General features: G+C 72.8%; 17 protein-coding genes. 3 read left to right on the top strand and 14 right to left on the bottom strand.

Going from position 1 to position 18,455, the window contains the following annotated elements; genetic code table 11:
- Position 1 precedes the first annotated feature (1 nt).
- From topA to ACPPVO_RS01145, 6 genes are all read right to left on the bottom strand, one after another.
- Positions 2–2,785 (bottom strand): type I DNA topoisomerase, encoded by a 2,784-nt coding sequence (gene topA / locus ACPPVO_RS01170; protein ID WP_426509306.1) that lies wholly within the window; start codon positions 2,783–2,785, stop codon positions 2–4.
- A 253-nt stretch (positions 2,786–3,038) separates the two neighbouring features.
- Positions 3,039–3,941, bottom strand: a complete 903-nt coding sequence (locus ACPPVO_RS01165; RefSeq protein WP_426509304.1) for a hypothetical protein — start codon at positions 3,939–3,941, stop codon at positions 3,039–3,041.
- Positions 3,938–4,462, bottom strand: a complete 525-nt coding sequence (locus tag ACPPVO_RS01160) for a hypothetical protein (protein WP_426509302.1) — start codon at positions 4,460–4,462, stop codon at positions 3,938–3,940. The genes ACPPVO_RS01165 and ACPPVO_RS01160 overlap by 4 nt, the downstream gene beginning before the upstream one ends.
- Positions 4,463–4,548: 86 nt before the next feature.
- Positions 4,549–6,927 (bottom strand): sodium-translocating pyrophosphatase, encoded by a 2,379-nt coding sequence (locus tag ACPPVO_RS01155; protein WP_426509300.1) that lies wholly within the window; start codon positions 6,925–6,927, stop codon positions 4,549–4,551.
- A 207-nt stretch (positions 6,928–7,134) separates the two neighbouring features.
- Positions 7,135–7,611: an ATP-binding protein gene (locus tag ACPPVO_RS01150; RefSeq protein WP_426509298.1), complete on the bottom strand. Its 477-nt coding sequence runs from the start codon at positions 7,609–7,611 to the stop codon at positions 7,135–7,137.
- A gap of 4 nt (positions 7,612–7,615) precedes the next feature.
- Positions 7,616–7,978, bottom strand: a complete 363-nt coding sequence (locus ACPPVO_RS01145; protein WP_426509296.1) for an STAS domain-containing protein — start codon at positions 7,976–7,978, stop codon at positions 7,616–7,618.
- A gap of 152 nt (positions 7,979–8,130) precedes the next feature.
- Between ACPPVO_RS01145 and ACPPVO_RS01140 the strand changes: the two genes are divergently transcribed.
- Positions 8,131–10,329 (top strand): DEAD/DEAH box helicase, encoded by a 2,199-nt coding sequence (locus ACPPVO_RS01140; RefSeq protein WP_426509295.1) that lies wholly within the window; start codon positions 8,131–8,133, stop codon positions 10,327–10,329.
- A 47-nt stretch (positions 10,330–10,376) separates the two neighbouring features.
- On the opposite strand, the gene ACPPVO_RS01135 is transcribed toward ACPPVO_RS01140, so the two are convergent.
- The 7 genes from ACPPVO_RS01135 to ssd all read right to left on the bottom strand — a co-directional run bounded on the left by ACPPVO_RS01135 (position 10,377) and on the right by ssd (position 15,514).
- Complete coding sequence (locus ACPPVO_RS01135) at positions 10,377–11,015, bottom strand: Rv3654c family TadE-like protein (RefSeq protein WP_426509294.1); 639 nt, start codon at positions 11,013–11,015, stop codon at positions 10,377–10,379.
- The gene (locus tag ACPPVO_RS01130; RefSeq protein ID WP_426509292.1) at positions 11,012–11,290 is read right to left on the bottom strand and encodes a TadE family type IV pilus minor pilin; all 279 of its coding nucleotides are present in this window, start codon (positions 11,288–11,290) and stop codon (positions 11,012–11,014) included. Before ACPPVO_RS01130 ends, ACPPVO_RS01135 begins: the two co-directional genes overlap by 4 nt.
- A gap of 125 nt (positions 11,291–11,415) precedes the next feature.
- A complete protein-coding gene (locus tag ACPPVO_RS01125; protein ID WP_360367453.1) occupies positions 11,416–11,595 on the bottom strand; it encodes a DUF4244 domain-containing protein in 180 nt (59 codons plus the stop codon).
- A 32-nt stretch (positions 11,596–11,627) separates the two neighbouring features.
- Complete coding sequence (locus ACPPVO_RS01120; RefSeq protein WP_360367456.1) at positions 11,628–12,233, bottom strand: type II secretion system F family protein; 606 nt, start codon at positions 12,231–12,233, stop codon at positions 11,628–11,630.
- Positions 12,234–12,405: 172 nt separating this feature from the next.
- Positions 12,406–13,191 carry a hypothetical protein gene (locus ACPPVO_RS01115; protein WP_426509290.1) on the bottom strand — a complete coding sequence of 262 codons (786 nt, stop codon included), beginning with the start codon at positions 13,189–13,191 and terminating at the stop codon, positions 12,406–12,408.
- A complete protein-coding gene (locus ACPPVO_RS01110) occupies positions 13,188–14,381 on the bottom strand; it encodes a TadA family conjugal transfer-associated ATPase (RefSeq protein ID WP_426514493.1) in 1,194 nt (397 codons plus the stop codon). The genes ACPPVO_RS01115 and ACPPVO_RS01110 overlap by 4 nt, the downstream gene beginning before the upstream one ends.
- A gap of 44 nt (positions 14,382–14,425) precedes the next feature.
- A complete protein-coding gene (gene ssd, locus ACPPVO_RS01105) occupies positions 14,426–15,514 on the bottom strand; it encodes a septum site-determining protein Ssd (protein ID WP_426509289.1) in 1,089 nt (362 codons plus the stop codon).
- Between the two features lie 697 nt (positions 15,515–16,211).
- Between ssd and ACPPVO_RS01100 the strand changes: the two genes are divergently transcribed.
- Together ACPPVO_RS01100 and ACPPVO_RS01095 are read left to right on the top strand one after the other, a co-directional pair.
- Positions 16,212–17,036: an HAD family hydrolase gene (locus tag ACPPVO_RS01100; RefSeq protein ID WP_360367465.1), complete on the top strand. Its 825-nt coding sequence runs from the start codon at positions 16,212–16,214 to the stop codon at positions 17,034–17,036.
- 340 nt (positions 17,037–17,376) lie between these two features.
- Complete coding sequence (locus tag ACPPVO_RS01095; RefSeq protein WP_426509287.1) at positions 17,377–17,664, top strand: hypothetical protein; 288 nt, start codon at positions 17,377–17,379, stop codon at positions 17,662–17,664.
- A 24-nt stretch (positions 17,665–17,688) separates the two neighbouring features.
- Here the strand turns inward: ACPPVO_RS01095 and ACPPVO_RS01090 are convergent, their stop codons facing one another.
- The gene (locus ACPPVO_RS01090; RefSeq protein WP_426509285.1) at positions 17,689–18,426 is read right to left on the bottom strand and encodes an oxidoreductase; all 738 of its coding nucleotides are present in this window, start codon (positions 18,424–18,426) and stop codon (positions 17,689–17,691) included.
- Between the last annotated feature and the right edge of the window lie 29 nt (positions 18,427–18,455).

Raw genomic sequence — 18,455 nt, 5'->3', positions numbered from 1 at the left:
CCTAGTCTTCCGCCTTCTTGCGCGAGGAGGTGGCCTTCTTCGGGGCCGCCTTCTTCGCCGGTGCCGCCTTCTTCGCGGCCGTGGTCTTCTTCGCCGCGGTCGTGGTCTTCTTGGCCGCGGTCGCCTTCTTCTCCGGGGCCGCCTTCTTCGCCGCCGGGCGGGCCTTCTTCGGGGCCGGCCCGTTCGCACGCTTCTCGGCGAGCATCTCGCTCGCCTCGTCGAGGGTCAGCGTGTCGACCGCCTGGCCGCGGCGGAGGGAGGCGTTGAACTCGCCGTCGGTGACGTACGGCCCGAAGCGCCCGTCCTTGATGACCAGCGGCTTCTTGGTCGCCGGGTCCTCGCCCATCTCGCGCAGGGGCGGCTTGGCCGCGGCCCGCCCGCGGGTCTTCGGCGCGGCCAGCAGGGTCAGCGCCTCCTCCAGCGTGAGCGTGAAGAGCTGGTCCTCGTTCTCCAGCGACCGGGTGTCGGTGCCGCGCTTGATGTAGGGCCCGTAGCGCCCCGGCGACGCGGTGATCTCGTTGCCCTCGGCGTCCTTGCCGACCACCCGCGGGAGCGTGAGCAGCTGCAGGGCCTGCTCCAGGGTCAGCTCCTCCGGGCTCTGGCTGGACAGCAGCGACGAGGTCTTCTCGCCGCTGACCACGTAAGGCCCGTAGCGGCCGGCCTTGACCACGATCAGGTCGCCCGTGTCGGGATGCTCGCCGAGCTTGCGCTCGCCCCCCTGGCCGCCGACGAAGAGCTCGGCGACCTTCTCGGGCGTCAGCTCGTCCGGCGCGATGCCGTCGGGAACCGGCGCGCGGTCGCCCTCCTCGCCCTCGGGCGGGTTCGGGAGCGTGCGCTGCAGGTAGGGGCCGTAGCGGCCGACCCGGACCACGATGTCGCGCCCGGCTTCGTCGCGGAACAGCGGGATCGAGTTGATGCCGCGCGCGTCGATCTCGCCGAGCCGCTCGGTGACCATCCGCTGCAGGCCGCCCTGGCGCGCCACCGAGCCCTCGTCGCCGGTGTCGCCGCCGAAGTAGAACGGGTGCAGGAAGTTCACCGCGCTGCCGTCGCCGTTGGCGATCTCGTCGAGCACGTTCTCCATCGACGCGGTGAAGTCGTAGTCGACCAGCCGCGGGAAGTGCTGCTCGAGCAGGCCGATCACGGCAAAGGCGAGGAACGACGGGATGAGCGCCTGGCCGCGCTTGAAGACGTACCCGCGGTTGTTGATCGTCTCCATGATCGACGCGTAGGTCGACGGGCGCCCGATGCCGAGCTCCTCCATCGCCTTGACCAGCGAGGCCTCGGTGTACCGCGGCGGCGGCTGGGTGGTGTGGCCGGTCGGGGTCAGCCCCTGTTCGGTCAGCCGCTGCCCCTTGGCCAGCACGGGCAGGCGGCGCTCGGCGTCGTCGGCCTCGGCATTCTCGTCGTCGGAGGACTCGACGTACGCCCGCAGGAAGCCCGGGTCCGTGATCGTCTTGCCGGTGGCGCCGAAGTCGACGGACTCCTGGGCCGGGGTCACCGCGTTGATCCGCACCGAGGTCGAGTTGCCGACCGCGTCGTTCATCTGCGAGGCGATGGTGCGCTGCCAGATGAGCTCGTACAGCTTCAGCTCGTCGGCGCTGAGCTCGCGGGCCACGTCGCCGGGCGTGCGGAAGCTGTCGCCCGCGGGGCGGATCGCCTCGTGCGCCTCCTGGGCGTTCTTGACCTTGCCGGTGTACCGGCGGGGCTGCGGCGGCACCGCGGCCGCCCCGTAGAGGTCGTGAATCTGCTGGCGCGCGGCCGTGATCGCCGACTCGGACAGGTTCACCGAGTCGGTACGCATGTAGGTGATGTAGCCGTTCTCGTACAGCCGCTGCGCGATGCGCATGGTCTGCGCCGAGGAGATCCGCAGCTTGCGGGCCGACTCCTGCTGCAGCGTCGAGGTGATGAACGGCGGGTAGGGCTTGCGGCGGTACGGCTTCTCCTCGACCCGGGTGACCGTGAACGGCCGCCCCTCGAGCCGCGCGGCCAGGCCGCGCGCGCCGGTCTCGTCGAGGTGGATGACCCCGGCACCGGGCTTGACCTGCCCCGTCTCGGGGTCGAAGTCGCGGCCGGTGGCCACGCGGTCGCCGTCGAGCGCGATGAGCGTCGCGTTGAACGTGCGCGTGTCGTTCTCGGGCAGCAGCTTGGCGATGATGTCCCAGTACTCGGCCGAGCGGAACTTCATCCGCTGCCGCTCCCGCTCGACCACGATCCGGGTCGCGACCGACTGCACACGCCCCGCGGACAGGCCCCGCTGGACCTTCTTCCACAGCACCGTGGACACGTCGTAGCCGTAGAGGCGGTCCAGGATGCGCCGCGCCTCCTGGGCGTCGACCAGGGAGCGGTTGATCTCGCGCGGGTTCGCGACGGCGGCCTGGATGGCGGGGCGGGTGATCTCGTGGAAGACCATCCGCTTGACCGGCACCTTGGGCTTGAGCGTCTCGAGCAGGTGCCAGGCGATGGCCTCGCCCTCGCGGTCCTCATCTGTGGCGAGGTAGACCTCGCTCGCCTGCTTCAGCAGGTCCTTCAGCCGTGAGATCTGCTTCCGGCGGTCGGCCGAGATGATATAGACCGGGGTGAAATCGTTGTCGATGTCCACGCCGAGGTACGCCCAGGGCTTGCTCTTGAGCGCGTCGGGCATGTCCTTCTTGCCCACGGGCAGGTCACGGACATGGCCGAAGCTCGCCTCGACGAGGTAGTTCGGACCCAGATAGCCCGAGATCGTCTTGGCTTTTGCCGGCGACTCCACGATCACCAGCCGCTTTGTGTTGGCGGAGTTCGGCACAGTTCTCCCCGGTGCGGACGGACAGACGTCAAACGTAACGCTCACTCACGCGCCGAGTTGCGCAATGGGGCGGCCCGGCGCTCGGCTTGCGACACGCCGATCGGCGCCACGGTACACCCATGCACAACCGCGACCTGCCCGATCTTGCCGACGTGTCGCGTTCACTGCCTGGTTTGTGGGGGTTTGTCGGGGCCCGTCGGACAAATTCACATCTACGGAACGACTCGATCACCCTACTGCGGGTGATTCGCGTTTACACCGGCCAGACGCCCGCCGGGGCCTCGGCCGGGGCCTCGCCGACCAGCTCGGCGAGGCGGTTGATGCGCCTGGGTCCCACGATGCGGTACGCCGGGTCGCCGGAGTCGGCCCCGACGAGCACCGCGGGCAGCCCGACGGCCACCAGCGCGTCACCCACGGCGATCCAGTTGTCGGCGACCTGGCGGTCGATGACCTCGCGCTCCGGCTCGGCCGCGGGTGCGGGCGCGGCCTCGGGGGTCACCGGATCCAGCTCGACGCTGGGCAGGTCGTCGACCCACTCGCCGGCGTCGAAGGCCTCCTCGACGTCCGCGTACTCGTCCGGGCCGGGATCGAAGGCTGTGATTTTGCTCTCGCTCTTGCGCCTGCGGACGTTCGGACGGTCGTCCTTCGAGCGGACGACGGGCGGCGGAGCAGGCGTTTCGTCCAGTTCGAGGGCTTCGAAGACGATCTCGTCGATCTCCAGGACCTCCGGCGGCGTCACCGGGCGCGGGGCCAGCCGCAGGAGATAGGAGCGCGGGCCCTCGTAGCCGCCCGCCGCGGCCACCCACAGGCGCAGCCGGCGGCCGTCCAGCCCCAGCGTGCGGGGGTGCACCTTCACCCCCCACTCGTCCAGCCAGGCGGCGGCCAGCGGGGCGAGCAGCGCGGAGTACGAGGTGCGCAGCTGCCACCGGTCCCCCTCGCCGGTCGGCTCGCAGGTCACCGCCAGCCCGCGCAGCTCCAGCTCGGCCCGCAGCACCGCGCAGCGCCAGGCCTCGTCGACCACGATCGAGACCCGGCCGGTGCCGCCCATCCGGCCCACCTGCCCGGCCCCGGCCAGCAGCCCCTCGAGGTCGAGCGGCGCCGGTGGGCGCGCCTCCACCCCGAAGAGCGACAGCTGCCGGCCGCGGGCCGGCGTCATTTGCACTCGGGCACCTCGTCGAAGGCCTTCTGCAGGTCGGCCGGGCCGACGTGGGCCGGGTCGATGGCGCTGCGCTCGTAGTCGTCCTTGAGCGTCACGAACGCCTTGCCGACCTCGCCGTAGAAGGTCTTCGCACTGTCGGTGGGCAGGCCGGAGACGGTCCGCTTGGCGTTGCCGTAGGCGTCGCGGGCCTTGGCCAGGGAGGCGGTGAACTGCTCGGCGACCTTCTGCCCGCCGTCGACCCGGGGCACCCCCGCGCCGTTGACCCCGGCCCGGGCCCGCTCGCTGGAGGCCTCGGCGCCGGAGAGCAGGTCGACGATGTTGGTCTTGGTCTGGGACGGCGTCGTGGCCGCCTGGAGCTGCTGCTGGGCCTTGGCCGTCAGGTCGGCGATCTCGGCCCGCCACGGAGACAGCGCGACGCAGACCTGCTTCGCCCACCGCTTCGGCTCCACCCCGTCCTGACCGCAGGCACCGATCGCCAGGACGACGAGGGTGGCGGCAAGGAGGCGGACGACGCGCATGAATGCCAGCGTAGATCCGATCGTCTGTTCGAGAAAACACAACGCCCCGGCCGTGTGTCGGCCGGGGCGTCGTCGTGCGGGTTCGGTTACGCGGTGACCTTCTCGGGCTCGGCCTCGGTCGAGGCGGCACCGTTGTCGTCGCCGGCGTCGACCGTCGACGACTTGCGCTTGCTCATCACCACCGCACCGGCGATGACCAGCACCGCGCCGAGCGCGATGGCGTACCGGGCGACCTGGTTGCCGTTGCCGATGGTCATGGTGACCACGGCGGGGGCGATCAGCAGGGCGACCAGGTTCATCACCTTGAGCAGCGGGTTGATGGCCGGGCCGGCGGTGTCCTTGAACGGGTCGCCGACGGTGTCGCCGATGACCGTCGCGGCATGGGCCGGAGAGCCCTTGCCGCCGTGGACCCCGTCCTCGACCAGCTTCTTCGCGTTGTCCCACGCGCCGCCGGAGTTGGACAGGAAGACCGCCATGAGCGTGCCCGTGCCGATCGCGCCGGCGAGGTAGGCCGCCAGCGGGCCGACGCCGAGGCCGAAGCCGACGGCGATGGGCGCCAGGACCGCGAGCAGACCCGGCGTGATGAGCTCACGCTGGGCGTCGCGGGTGCAGATGTCGACGACCTTGCCGTACTCCGGCCGCTGCGTGCCGTCCATGATGCCCGGGAACTCGCGGAACTGCCGCCGGACCTCGAACACCACCGCACCCGCGGAGCGGGCCACGGCGTTGATGGCGAGGCCGGAGAACAGGAACACGACCGCGGCCCCGATCAGCAGGCCGACCAGGTTGCCCGGGTTGGCCACGTTGAGCAGGATCGCGGTGGCCGCGTCGTCGGCCTTCTCGCCGGCGTCGGCGAGCGCGGTCTTCATGGTGTCGGTGTACGAGCCGAACAGCGCGGTCGCGGCCAGCACGGCCGTCGCGATCGCGATGCCCTTGGTGATCGCCTTGGTGGTGTTGCCCACCGCGTCGAGCTCGGTCAGGGTGCGGGCCCCGGCCTCGTCGATGTCGCCGGACATCTCGGCGATGCCCTGCGCGTTGTCGCTGATCGGGCCGAAGGTGTCCATGGCGACGATGACACCGACGGTGGTGAGCAGGCCGGTGCCGGCCATGGCGACCGCGAACAGCGAGAGGGTGATCGAGCCGCCGCCGAGCAGGAAGGCGCCGAAGACGCCCGCGCCGATGACGATGGCCGAGTAGACCGCCGACTCGAGTCCGACGCTGACGCCCGCGAGTACGACCGTGGCGGCGCCGGTGAGCGCGCTCTTGCCGATGTCCCGGACCGGGCGACGCTCGGTCTCGGTGAAGTACCCGGTCAGGGCCTGGATGATCGCCGCCAGCGCGATGCCGATGACGACGGCGATGATGGCCGTGACGTGCGGGCCGAACGGCGGCGCGTCGTCGCCCGAGGCGGTCTTGAGGGCGTCGAGCGCGGTGGTGCTGCCCGTCAGGCCGGTCCACTTGCTCGGCAGGTAGAACAGCGCGGCCGCGCTGACCAGGACCGCCGAGAGGATGGCGGAGAGGTAGAACGCCCGGTTGATCGCGACGAGACCGTTGCGGTCGGACTTGCGCAGGCGGGTGAGCGCCACGCCCGCGATCGCGATGATCACGCCGATGGTCGACACGATGAGCGGGAACACCAGGCCCTGCTCGCCGTAGGCGGCCCGGCCCAGGATCAGCGCCGCGACCAGGGTGACGGCGTAGGACTCGAACAGGTCCGCGGCCATGCCGGCGCAGTCGCCGACGTTGTCGCCCACGTTGTCGGCGATGGTCGCCGCGTTGCGCGGGTCGTCCTCGGGGATGCCCTGCTCGACCTTGCCGACCAGGTCGGCGCCGACGTCCGCGGCCTTGGTGAAGATGCCGCCGCCGACCCGCATGAACATCGCGAGCAGCGCCGCGCCGAAGCCGAAGCCCTCGAGCACGATCGGCGCGCGGTCCTTGAAGATCAGCACCACCAGGGCCGCGCCGAACAGGCCCAGGCCGACGGTGAGGAAGCCGACCACGCCACCGGTGCGGAACGCGATCTGCATCGCCTTCTCCCGGCCGCCGTCCTCTCGGGCCGCCGCCGCGACGCGCAGGTTGGCGCGGGTGGCCAGCGCCATGCCGGCGCCACCGATGAAGGCCGAGAAGACCGCACCGACGACGAAGAACGCCGACCGGCCGATCTTGATGAGAAGCTCGTGGTCACCGGCATCGTTGACCGGGAGCAGGAACAGCAGCACGACCGCGATGACGACGAAGATGCCGAGGGTCTTGAACTGGCGCACGAGGTACGCGCTAGCGCCCTCCTGCACCGCCGCGGCGATCTCCTGCATCTTCGGCGTGCCCCGACCCGTCGCCAGCACGGCCTTGACCAGCGCGGCCGCAAAGCCGAGCGCCACCAGGGCAATGACGAGCGCGACGACGATGTAGGTCAGATTGCTCCCGGAAAGGGAAATCTCGCCGGCTGCGGCGAGTGATACGGACATTCGTTGTCCTCCTGTACGACACATGACAGCGCCGCGAGCGGTCAGGCCGGCGGCGAATCTCCCCAAAGGGAGCCGTGCTGAACGACCGAGGTACCCAATGACCAGCGACGTCATACACGATCGCCGTACTCTAGCCGGACAGCGTGTCAGTGGTCACACCGACTTGCACCTTTACACAAATCGCATTCCGTCGATTTGCTCACGATGTCAGTCGGTGGAGCGCTCCAACGGCCAGGACATGCGCACCTCGGTGCCGACACCCTCGGCTAATTCGGACACGTTCAGGTCGTCCACGAGCCCCGCCAGCAGGGCCAGGCCCATCCGGGCGGCGACCGCCTCCTCCGCCAGGAGGTCCGGCGGGGTGGTCAGCGGCAGGGCCGGGTCGGAGAGCAGCACGACGGTCTCGTCCTGCGGGGCGCGGTGCACCATGGCGCCATTGGCGGCCCGGTCCACGACGCGCACGGTGAAGCGGTCGCCGTCGGCCATCGCCACGTCGACCAGGTCGTCGAGGCCGTGCGAGCGGTGCAGCGCGACGGCCCGCGAGCACGCCTCGCCGATCGCCAGCCGGACCTCCTCGAGCAGCTCCTCGGCCACGCCGGCACGCCGCGCGACGGCCACGCCGACCAGGCGGGCCGTCCGGACATGCGCCGGTGCGGGAGAGAAGGAGAGTCGGACTGTCGGCATGGACCTACGCCGGGGAGTCGGTGCCCGCGCCGGTCGCGGCGACCGCGGCCTCCACGGTGTCGAAAAGCTGGAAGACCCGGTCGAGCGCGGTGATCCGGAAGATCTTCAACAGCCGCTCATGGGAACAGACCAGCCCGAACGTCCCGTTGACCGCGCGGAGCCGCTTGAGCGCGCCGACGAGCACGCCGAGCCCCGTCGAGTCGAGGAACTCCACCCGGCTGAGGTCGACCACCACGTGCCGGGCGCCCTGCTCCACAAGCTCGACAAGCTTCTCGCGCAGGCGAGGGGCGGTGTAGACGTCCACCTCACCGCCGACTTCGAGCACCTTGTGGTCGCCGGAGTCGTACGTCGACAACGACAGCTCCATGCGGACCTCCTCCTCTGGCGGCCGGATTTTGCAAGCCCTCCACGGGCATCTAACCATCGACGTCGCCGCCGGGCGACGCTCCACCCCCTTTCCCACATCCGCCCGGTGTGTACCGTCACTCGCGGTTCGAACAGGTGTTTTAGAGTGCAGACGTGCTGCTCCACACCGAAACGCTGCCGCGCCGCGCGGGCACCGTCGTCCCCTGGCCGGCCTGGGTGCCGCCCGCACTGCGGACGGCCTTCGGCTTCGAACCCTGGCGCCACCAGGCGGAAGCGGCCACCGCGGCCTGGGAAGGCGCCCACACGGTGGTCGCCACGGGCACCGGATCCGGCAAGTCGCTGGCCTACCAGCTGCCCGCGCTCGCCCGGCTGCTCGCCGACCCGCGGGCCACGGTGCTGTACGTCGCCCCGACCAAGGCCCTGGCCGCCGACCAGCTCCGCTCGCTCAAAGAGCTGGGGCTGCCCGGCCTGTACCCGGCCACCTACGACGGCGACACCTCCCGCGAGGAGCGCGACTGGGTCCGCCAGCACGCCCGGGTGGTGCTGACCAACCCCGACATGCTCCACCATGGCATCCTGCCCGCCCACGGGGCCTGGTCGCGGTTCCTGCGCGGGCTCACTTTCGTGGTGGTCGACGAGTGCCACGCGTACCGCGGCGTCTTCGGCTCCCACGTCGCCCACGTCCTGCGCCGCCTGCGCCGGGTCGCGGCCCGCTACCGCAGCGCCCCGGTCTTCGTCCTGGCCTCGGCGACCTCGGGCGACCCGGGCGCGTCGGCCGCCCGCCTGACCGGCCTGCCCTTCTCTGTCTTCGCGACCGACACCTCCCCGCGCGGCGAGATCACCTTCCGCCTCTGGGAGCCGCCGCTGCTGACCGAGGACGGCCCGCGCCGCTCGTCCCTGAGCGAGACGGCGGCCCTGCTGGCCGACTCCGTCGCGCGCGGCACGCCCACCCTGGCGTTCGTCCGCTCCCGCAAGGGCGCCGAGCTCGTCGCCACCATGGCCCGCCACAACCTCGACCTCGCCGTGCCCGGCCTGGGCTCGCGGGTCGCCGCCTACCGCGCCGGCTATCTGCGCGAGGACCGCCGCGCGCTCGAACGCGACCTCATGGACGGCCGCCTCCTGGGCCTGGCCTCCACCAACGCCCTGGAGCTCGGCGTCGACCTGACCGGCCTCGACGCGGTGCTCATGTGCGGCTACCCCGGCACCCTCGCCTCGCTGTGGCAGCAGGCGGGCCGCGCCGGAAGGGCGGGAAGAGCCGCCGGCTGTACCCTCATCGCCCGCGACGACCCCCTGGACACCTACCTCGTGCACCACCCCGAGGCCCTCTTCGGCCGCCCGGTCGAGGCCACCGTCTTCGACCCGGCCAACCCGCACGTCCTAGCCCCTCAGCTCTGCTGCGCCGCCGCCGACCTGCCCCTCACCGAGGCCGACGTCGACCTCTTCGGCCCGACCACCCGCGACCTCCTAGACGCGCTCGTCGCGGCCGGCATGCTCCGCAAGCGCCCCGCCGGCTGGTACTGGACCGAGCGCGACCGCCCCGACGTCGACCTCCGCGGCGCGGGCGGCGGCCCGATCGCCGTGGTCGAGTCGTCGACCGGCCGCCTGCTGGGCACCGTCGACACCGGCTCGGCGCACCAGCAGGTGCACGACGGCGCCGTGTACCTCCATCGGGGCGCCACGTACGTGGTCGACAAGCTGGACCTGGCCGACAACTGCGCGCTCGTGCACGCGGAGGACCCGGACTGGAGCACCCACCCGCGCGACGTCACCTCGATGGTCATCCTGTCGGTGCGGTCGTCGCGCACCGCGGGCCCGATCACCCTCGCGCTGGGCGAGGTCGAGGTGACCAACCAGGTCGTGAGCTACCAGCGCCGCAAGCTCATGTCGGGCGAGGTGATCGACACCGTGCCGCTGGACCTCCCGGAGCGCATCCTGCGCACGGTGGCCGTCTGGTGGACCATCGACCCCGACGCCCTGGACGCCGCCGGCATCCCCGACCTGGAGTGGCCGGGCGCCCTGCACGCGGCCGAGCACGCGGCGATCGGTCTGCTACCGCTCATCGCGACCTGCGACCGCTGGGACATCGGCGGCCTCTCGACCGCCGCCCACGCGGACACCGGCCTGCCCACGATCTTCGTGTACGACGGCCACCCCGGCGGCGCCGGCTTCGCGGAACGCGCCTACGAAACGGCGGCAACCTGGCTGCGGGCCACGAACGACGCCATCCGGGCCTGCCGCTGCGAACACGGCTGCCCGTCGTGCGTGCAGTCGCCGAAGTGCGGCAACGGCAACAACCCCCTGAACAAGCCCGAGGCGGCGCGCCTCCTGTCCCTGGTCCTGAGCCACATCTGACGCCCGGCGGGGCCCGGACTCGCCAAAATCCGGACCCCTGGCACGTGTCAGCGTTCGTCCAAACCGCCCTCCACTTCTCCGGTAAACGGAACCTCCCCGGGGACCCGCTCGGACCGCGCACCCGGCGGAACCTCCCACGGGCCCTGGCGGCCGGGCGCGCCCTCCCCAACTGCGCCACCCGGCTCCGCGTCATAACCCACAGCCTCGACGCCCGACTCAGCGCCGCCCCACGCCAGTGACGGCCCGGCGCCCGACTCAGCGCCGCCCCGCCCCACTGACGGCCCGGCGCCCGACTCAGCGCCGCCCCGCCCCACTGACGGCCCGGCGCCCGACTCAGCGCCGCCCCACCCCACCGGCCCGGCGCGCGCCCGAGCCCGAGCCACCAGCCCGGCCGACGTCGGCACCTCGACCGTCACCGTGACGACCGCCCCGACGACCTCACAGGCCGCCAGCCGCCCCCGGTTCTCCCCCGCCAGCCGCCCCGCCGCCGCACAAGCCGCCTCGGACCCCCGGGCCACCGTCAACGCCCCGGCGAGCGCCGCCGAGTCGGCGGCATTGCGGGCCCGATGCGCCGCCACGAGCACCCCGCCACCGGTCGAGATGCCGAGCGCCAGCGCCGCGAGGGCCAGCCCGACCGCGAGGCAGATGAGCGAGGCCGACCCCCGATCGCGCGGCCCCCGGTTCACGACCCCGGCTCGACCATCGCCACCGCTGTCTCCTCGACGTAGAAGCCCGCGAGGAGGGGGTTGGACACCTTCCGCCGTACGGTCACCCGCACGAGATCCCCGTCGTGCTCCACCGAGATCACCTCCGTGCCCGAGTGCAGCTTCGGCACCTGCTCGCCCCGCGCCACCGCCCGCACCGCCGCCCCCGCACTGTCGGTGACGGAGAGCTTGTTGGTCATGACGCTGAGCATGATCACGCCGGCCATCAGGAACAGCAGGATCACCGGGATCGCCATGGCCACCTCGAGCGCCGTCGACCCGCGCTCCCGGTCGCCACGGTGGCTGGGCGCGCCCGGCGGTCTTCGCCGATGCCGCGCGCTCCTGCTCGGACCGCTGGGAACGGCGGCCCTCCCCCGGGCGCTCACGCCGGGTCCTTCATCATCAGGCCGGTCAGGTAGGCCTTCATCACATCGGAGTGCACGATGCTGATCAGCACCCCGACGAGGATGATGCCGATGACCACCAGGGCCGCGTACTCGATCGAAATCGCCCCGTCGTCCCGGCGCACAACGGCCAGGAGGCGGGCTCTCGTCACTTGCATCTCTGCTCCTTGTCGCTTTCGGTATTCGGCTTTCACAGGGCGGCGAGAACGTCGCGGAACAGCGCCGCGAGCACCGGGACCACGCCGACGAGGACGAAGGCCGGCAGGAAGCACACGGCGACCGGCAGGACGGCCAGCACCCCCACGCGGCGCACCGCCGCCGACGCGGCCGCCGCCCGGGCCACGCGCAGGTCGGAGGCCTGGCGGTCGAGCGTCCGGGTGAGCGCCAGGCCGTGCTCGGCACTGCGCGTCGCCGCCCGCGCGAACCGCGCCCCGCCCGGCAGGTCGGCCAGGTGCCCCCAGGCGGACTCGGGCGCGGCCCCGAGCCGCAGCGCCCGCCCGGTCCGCACGAGCCGCTCCCCCACGGGCCCGCCGAGCACCTCCCCGACCGCCAGCGCGGCCCGATCGGGCGGCGCCCCGGCCCGCAGCGCCGCCGCGAGCAGGTCGGCCGCGAACGGCAGGTCGGACCGGGCCGTGGCCCGCTCCCGCCGCACGTGGGCCGGCTCGGCCCGCCCGAGGAGCACGAAGCCTCCGCCGGCCACGACGACACCCAGAGCGGCCCCGGTCCAGTCGCCGACGGCGAGCGCAACCCCGCCCCCGGCCGCCAACGCGGCCAGCCAACGCCTCCAGCCCTTCACGAGCCACCCCCGGCCCTGGAAGCCACCTCCGCCGACGCGGCGCAGACCACCCGGCCCCCGACGAGCACGCCGACCCCGAACCCCAGGCCGGACGAGCCACCGACCCACCAGCCGACGGACACCGCCACCCGCGGCCCGAGCGGCCGCGGAAGCCGCCACATCCAGGCGCCCATCACCGGGCCTCCGCCGTCACCGAGCGCACCATCCGGCCCGTCCACAGCAGCCCCAGCCCCTGCAGTGCGACCGCCGACGCGGCGCACCCCGCCCCCAGCGGCGTGTGCAGGAGCTGCTGGACCGGGTCGATGCCGATGGCCGCGCCCACCCACAGCCCGAGCAGCGGCAGTGGCAGCAGCACCGCGGTCGAGGTCTGCGCCCCCGAGAGCTGCGCCGCCATCTCCGCGCGCAGCGCCTGCCCGGACCGCAGATCCGCGTCGACCCGCTCCAGCAGCCCGACGAGCGGCACGCCGAGGGACTCGCTGAGCCGGTACGCCGCCGCGAGCCGAGCCCGGGCCACCCCCACCACGGAGCCGTCGGAGGGCGCCCCGGCGAGCAGGTCGTTCAGCGTCGAGCCGTCCGGCAGGGCCCCCGCCCGCAGACCCTCCGCCGTCGCGTCCACGGCGTCGAGCAGCCCCGCCACGAGCCGCTCGCCGTCGCGCCGCAGCAGGTGCCGGCGCACCGCGAGCGTCGCCATGAGGCAGTACACCCCGATGAGCACCGCCGCCACCGGCCCCGCGAGCGCGAGCGCCCCGCCCGAGCCGAACGCCACCGCCGCCATGCCGGCGAGCACCGGCCGCCGCACCAGCCACGCGGACCACAGCGGCCGGGCCCGGGACCGCCGGTACGCCGCACGGCTGACGCGGGCCAGCCGCGCGGAAGCCCGCCGCGTGTGCCGCCAGTACGCGACCCAGCCCAGCACCAGCGCCAGCCCCGCCAGCAGCGCGAGGTCGAGGGCGCTCACGACCAGCCGTCCTCGGGTGAGTACTTCCAGCGCCCGCCCGGCTTCGGCGGGTCGACGCCCCGTGCGGCCAGCATCTCGTCGAGGTCCGGCGCGGCCGGACCGGGGCCGCTGCCCCGCCGCCACGCGGTGACCACGACCGCGGTCTGGCGGTCGGGGTGCGGGGAGAGCACGCAGATCTCGGTGAGCTCGCGGAGCCCGGTGCCGGACCGGTGCAGGTGCACGACCACCCGCAGGGCGGAGACGACCATCGCGTGCAGGGCCGGCCGCGGGACATCCCCGAGCAGCCCCAGCGCCTCCAGCCGCGCCGGCACGTCGGCCGGCGAGTTGGCGTGCAGCGTGGCCGCACCGCCCTCGTGCCCGGTGTTCAGGGCGCCGAGCAGGTCGACGATCTCCGCGCCGCGGCACTCGCCGACGACGAGCCGGTCGGGGCGCATCCGCAGGGCCTGGCGTACCAGCTCGCGGAGGGTCACCTGCCCGGCGCCCTCGACGTTGGCGACCCGGGCCTGCAACGCCACGACGTGCGGGTGGGCCGGGCGCAGCTCGGCGGCGTCCTCGACGATCACGACCCGCTCCGTAACCGGGACGACCGACAGCAGCGAGGCGAGCACCGTCGTCTTGCCGCTGCCGGTGCCGCCGGTCACGAGGTACGGCAGGCGCGCCTCCACCACCGCGCGCAGCAGCCGCGCCGCGCCCGGGTCGAGCGTGCCGCAGCGGACGAGCTCGTCGATGGTGAAGGCGCGCCGCCGGAAGGTGCGCAGCGACAGGTACGGCCCGCGCAGCGCCACCGGCGGCAGCGCCGCGTGCATGCGGGTGCCGTCGGGCAGGCGGATGTCGACGAACGGGCTCGCGTCGTCCAGGCGCCGGCCGGCGTTGGAGGCGAGGCGCTGGGCGAGCTTGCGGACATACATCTCGTCGCCGATCGATCCGGGCACGCGCCGCAGCCCGCCGTCGCCGCGGTCGACCCAGACCTCGCCGCCGTTGACGAGCACGTCGGTGACGGTCGGGTCGGCCAGCAGCAGGCTGAGCGGGCCGGTGCCGGTCATCTCGCCGGCCAGCCGCCCCGCCATGCGGCGCACGGACTCGTCGCTGAGCAGCCGGCCGCCCGGCTCCGCGCGCACAGCGGCCGCGACCGTGCCAGGCGTCGCCTCGGTGCCCTGTGCGGTGAGCCGGGCGCGGACCCGGTCCGTCATGTCCTGGCCGGCCGGGGCCGCGAGCCGCGGCGGTGTGTCGGCCTTCACGCCGCCGCTCCCGCCTCGGGGCTGACCGGGCCGAGGCCGACGCCGCCGAGGATGTGCCGGCAGAGCGCGACGAGCGAGCCGCGCCGGCCGGGCGGGCCGGCGCCGCGGTCGACGCGCCCGGGCAGCCCGCCCTCGGAGTGCAGCTCGCCCGCCACGGGCAGCCGCAGCACGGCCTCGATCTGGCGGCGCCGCACCTCGCCGGGGTCGCGCACGACGACCTGGACGGCGTCGGTGTGCGGGGCGATGGTGGCGGCGACGCGCGCGGCCGCCATACAGGCCCGCATCTCGGCCGGGACGACCAGCAGCACCAGGTCGGCGGCGCGCAGGGCCAGGGTCGCGGCGTCGTCGAGGCGGCGCGGCAGGTCGGCCACGACGAGGTCGCGGGCGCGGCCGCCGGCGTCGAGGGCGCTGGCCATCGCCGCGGGCGGCAGGCCGACGGCGGCGTCCGGGTCGCGGCCGCACGAGAGCAGGGCCACGCCGTCGCGGGCGGGCAGGGCGGCGAACAGCGCGCCCGGGTCGACCGGGCCGTCGGTGTGCTCGAGCGCGGGCCACCGCAGGCCCTTGACCTTCTCCCAGCCGAGGGCGAGGTCGGCGCCGCCGCCGAGCGGGTCGGCGTCGACGAGCAGGGTGCGCAGCCCGGCGCGGCCGGCGGTGAGCGCGAGGCCCGCGGCGAGGACTGTCGCGCCGGCGCCGCCGCGGCCGCCGATGCAGGCGAGGATGCGGCCGCGCACGGCGGTGGTGACCGCGGGCCCGGCGGAGGCACGGCGCAGCTCGCGCAGGAGATATCGCTCACCGTCGGGAATCCGCACGATCCACTCGGCGCCGACCTCCTCGGCCAGGCTCGCGACCCGGGCCGTCCCATGACCGCGGGTCAGCAGCATCACCCCGGCCCGCTCGGGCAGCCCGGCGCGCAGCCAGGCGTGCGCGGCTTCGTCGCCGATGAGCACGAGCGGCGCGGTGCTGTATCGGCGGCGGGCGTCGGCCGGGCCGGGCGCCACGTCGAGTTCGAGAGCGTGCCGGGCGGCGAGGTCGACGACCCGGTCGAGCAGCGCGGGATCGTCGGAGACGAGCAATGGTCGGTGCACGGAGGGCTCCACGGGTCGTGAGCGGTTCGACTAACGGCGCTCACCGTCGCCCTATCGGGCCCTCGCCCGCTCGCGGCCGGAGCCGGATCTGTGGACAACCGGCCGCTTGTGGACGACCTGCCCAGAACGAACTCGATCTGCTAAGGAAACCCCGACAAATCCGGTCAGTACGGGCACATTGGGGCCGGGGCATCGAAAGAAATAGCGAAACCGTGAACGCTCAACAAAGCATCCGGCGTCAATGCTGGCTAACCACCGCGCATACCGACGAAAGTCGGCAGCCACCATACAAAAGGCCATGTGGCTGAAATCCGGCAACCAGCACGGAAGCGACTCACGGCAAAAGTGCCGGAGAAGGGGACGACCCCCGCCGGGGGGTGACGGGGGTCGCCGGGGGTTCGGCTCCGGGGGGGTCGAGCCGAACCCGCTCAGCGGTTACGGGGGGTGCAACCGCCGAGGGTCAATAACGGGTCTCCGCCATGCATGCTGACGTGAAACCTCGTCGCAAACATAAGCATGCCTGAGACGACCGCCATACGTCGAGTAGGACCGGCCCGCAACACGCCCAGGACACCAATCAATATTTCACTCTGAGGTAACTCAGGCGTGATCACCCGCGAGCCCAGCGTGATCCAGTCGGCCTTTGGACCGGCTTTGGACAAGTCCGGACACCGCGGGCCGCCGCGCAACGCTACACTTGCCCGCCGTGGGGCGTAGCGCCGCGTTTTTCGATCTGGACAAAACGGTGATCGCCAAGTCAAGTGCCTTGGCCTTCGGTCGACCGTTCTATCGCGACGGGCTGATCAGCCGCCGCGATGTCATCAAAGGCGCCTACGCACAACTGATTTTCCGCGTCGGCGGCGGCTCCGACGAGCAGACCATGGCTCGCACCAGGGACTATCTCGCGGCGCTGGTCAAAGGCTGGCGCGCCGAGCAAGTGCGCCAGATCGTGCGGGAAACGCTCGAGGAGCTGATCAACCCGTATATCTATGCCGAGGCCGCGCTGCTGATCGAGGAGCACCGCGCCGCGGGCCGCGATGTGGTCCTGGTCTCGACCTCCGGTGACGAGATGGTCAGGCCTATCGGCGAGCAGCTGGGCATCACCGACATCATCGCCACGCGCATGAACGTGGGCGACGACGGCTGCTACACGGGCGAGATCGACTTCTATGCGGCCGGCCCGAACAAGGTCGTCGCGGTCAAGGAGCTCGCCACCGAGCGCGACTACGATCTTTCGGCCTGTTACGCATACTCCGACTCCGTCACCGACGCCGGGCTGCTCAGCCTGGTCGGGCACCCCACCGCCGTCAACCCCGACCGCGCACTGCGCCGGATCGCGGTCGAGCGCGGCTGGCCGATGCTCGAGTTCCGCCACCCGATCCCGCTGGGCCGCCGCCTGCGGGAGCGGCCGGCGGTGCCGGTGGCGGCGGCCGCGCTCGGGCTGGGGGCGGCGGTCGCGATCGGCCTGGCACTGTACAGCAGGCACCGCAAGGCGCGCGCGGCCCAGCTGGCCGCCACCTGAGCCCCATCAGTCACAGATTGCCGGGCGGGGGTTCCGATCGTGGTGAGGGCGGCGTAGAAAGAAATAGCGAGGTCAGAGACCTCGTGCACGGCCGCCGGGCACCCACGAGCGACCAGCCGCGGTAAGGCGCGTTGCAGCGGATCCGCGAGGACTGTTGCGAACGGACTTGAGGTGCACGCCTGGTAACCCGGTCGGACGTGTGTGACGGCGCCTCGCAATCGAGGCGCCGTTCACTGTGTCCGGGCTGTAATAACAGCCGGCCAAAACGGGGCACACGGATTTGGGGACGCGTTCTAGGCTGGCGCAGCCCTACCCCATTCCATCCCCGGAGGCAACACCTATGAACGCTGCTCTTGGCGAGATCAGCGAGGGCCAGGAGCTGGCCTACATCGGCCTGCTCTGCGTCAGCGGTCTCATCGCCGTCGTGATCGGCGCGATCGGCTTCGGCCTGAGGTCGGTCGGTCAGCGAGTGCTCAACGTCGTGATCGGCGTGGCCTTCATCGGCTACGGGCTGTACCTGCTCATCGGGAACCCGGAGTCGGTCTACATCATCTGGTACGTCTTCATCATCCCGATCGTGCTGATCATCAACGTGGTCAAGGCCGCTCGGGCCCGCAGCAGCAGCTGAACCGGGACAGGCCGCGGAGACCCCCTACTCCGCGGCCTTCTCGCACACCTCGAGCAGCTCCTCCGCGGCGCGCTCGGCCGCCGCCGCGTAATGGCGCAACCACGATCGAATGCCGTCGGGTGTACCGGTGGCAAAGGCATTGGCGGACCCGACGTACTCGGGCTCGCGGCTGCGGTGCCCGACATCCATCGCGAGCAGTCCCCGCGGGTCCAGCCCGCCCGCCACCAGCGTCAGCCGCGCCGCGGCCCGGGCAACGACCCCGTTGGGCCCGGCGAAGGCCTTGAGCGCCAGCAGTTCCCCGTGTACCACCGCCGCCTGCAACAGCACCGGCGCGCTCGTGCCCCCGGCCACCAGCGCGGCCAGCGCGTCCAGGCGTGGCGCGGCCGCCGGGTCGAGCGGCCGGCCCAGCTCACCGGCGGTCACCACGTCACGCGCGACAAGCGTGTGCAGCTTGGCCAGCACCTGCCGCGGCGCCTTCGTCCACGTGCCCGTCAGGCCGTCCAGCGCCGCCGTGGCGCGCAGCGCGCCCTGCACGACGGGGTCGGTGACCACGCCGGCCCGCACGCCCTCCAGGTCGAAGCCGTGGGTGTCCAGCGCGGCGCTGGCGACGGAGGTGCGCAGCGCGATCTCCGCGGCGACCGGCCCGCCCGAGCGGCGCAGGGCCCGATGGCGCATGGCGGCGTCGACCGCCGCGCGGGCCTGGTCGAGCGCGGGGCGGACGTCGGCGAGATCCAGCAGCGGTGCGAGCGGGTCGGACGGCACCCGTTGACGGTATCGTGCCGCTACTGTGA

Source organism: Dactylosporangium sp. McL0621, assembly GCF_049995355.1.
Lineage (GTDB): Bacteria > Actinomycetota > Actinomycetes > Mycobacteriales > Micromonosporaceae > Dactylosporangium.
The sequence above is the reverse complement of the archived record's forward strand: the minus strand, read 5'-3'. Positions and strand labels throughout refer to the sequence as shown.

What these genes read in the sequence shown, in the direction of transcription:
- ACPPVO_RS01165 (WP_426509304.1), bottom strand. Translation starts at nt 3,941, where the DNA reads ATGACGCCGGCCCGCGGCCGGCAGCTGTCGCTCTTCGGGGTGGAGGCG.
- ACPPVO_RS01160 (WP_426509302.1), bottom strand. Translation starts at nt 4,462, where the DNA reads ATGCGCGTCGTCCGCCTCCTTGCCGCCACCCTCGTCGTCCTGGCGATC.
- ACPPVO_RS01155 (WP_426509300.1), bottom strand. Translation starts at nt 6,927, where the DNA reads ATGTCCGTATCACTCGCCGCAGCCGGCGAGATTTCCCTTTCCGGGAGC.
- ACPPVO_RS01150 (WP_426509298.1), bottom strand. Translation starts at nt 7,611, where the DNA reads ATGCCGACAGTCCGACTCTCCTTCTCTCCCGCACCGGCGCATGTCCGG.
- ACPPVO_RS01145 (WP_426509296.1), bottom strand. Translation starts at nt 7,978, where the DNA reads ATGGAGCTGTCGTTGTCGACGTACGACTCCGGCGACCACAAGGTGCTC.
- ACPPVO_RS01130 (WP_426509292.1), bottom strand. Translation starts at nt 11,290, where the DNA reads ATGGCGATCCCGGTGATCCTGCTGTTCCTGATGGCCGGCGTGATCATG.
- ACPPVO_RS01125 (WP_360367453.1), bottom strand. Translation starts at nt 11,595, where the DNA reads ATGCAAGTGACGAGAGCCCGCCTCCTGGCCGTTGTGCGCCGGGACGAC.
- ACPPVO_RS01110 (WP_426514493.1), bottom strand. Translation starts at nt 14,381, where the DNA reads ATGACGGACCGGGTCCGCGCCCGGCTCACCGCACAGGGCACCGAGGCG.
- ACPPVO_RS01095 (WP_426509287.1), top strand. Translation starts at nt 17,377, where the DNA reads ATGAACGCTGCTCTTGGCGAGATCAGCGAGGGCCAGGAGCTGGCCTAC.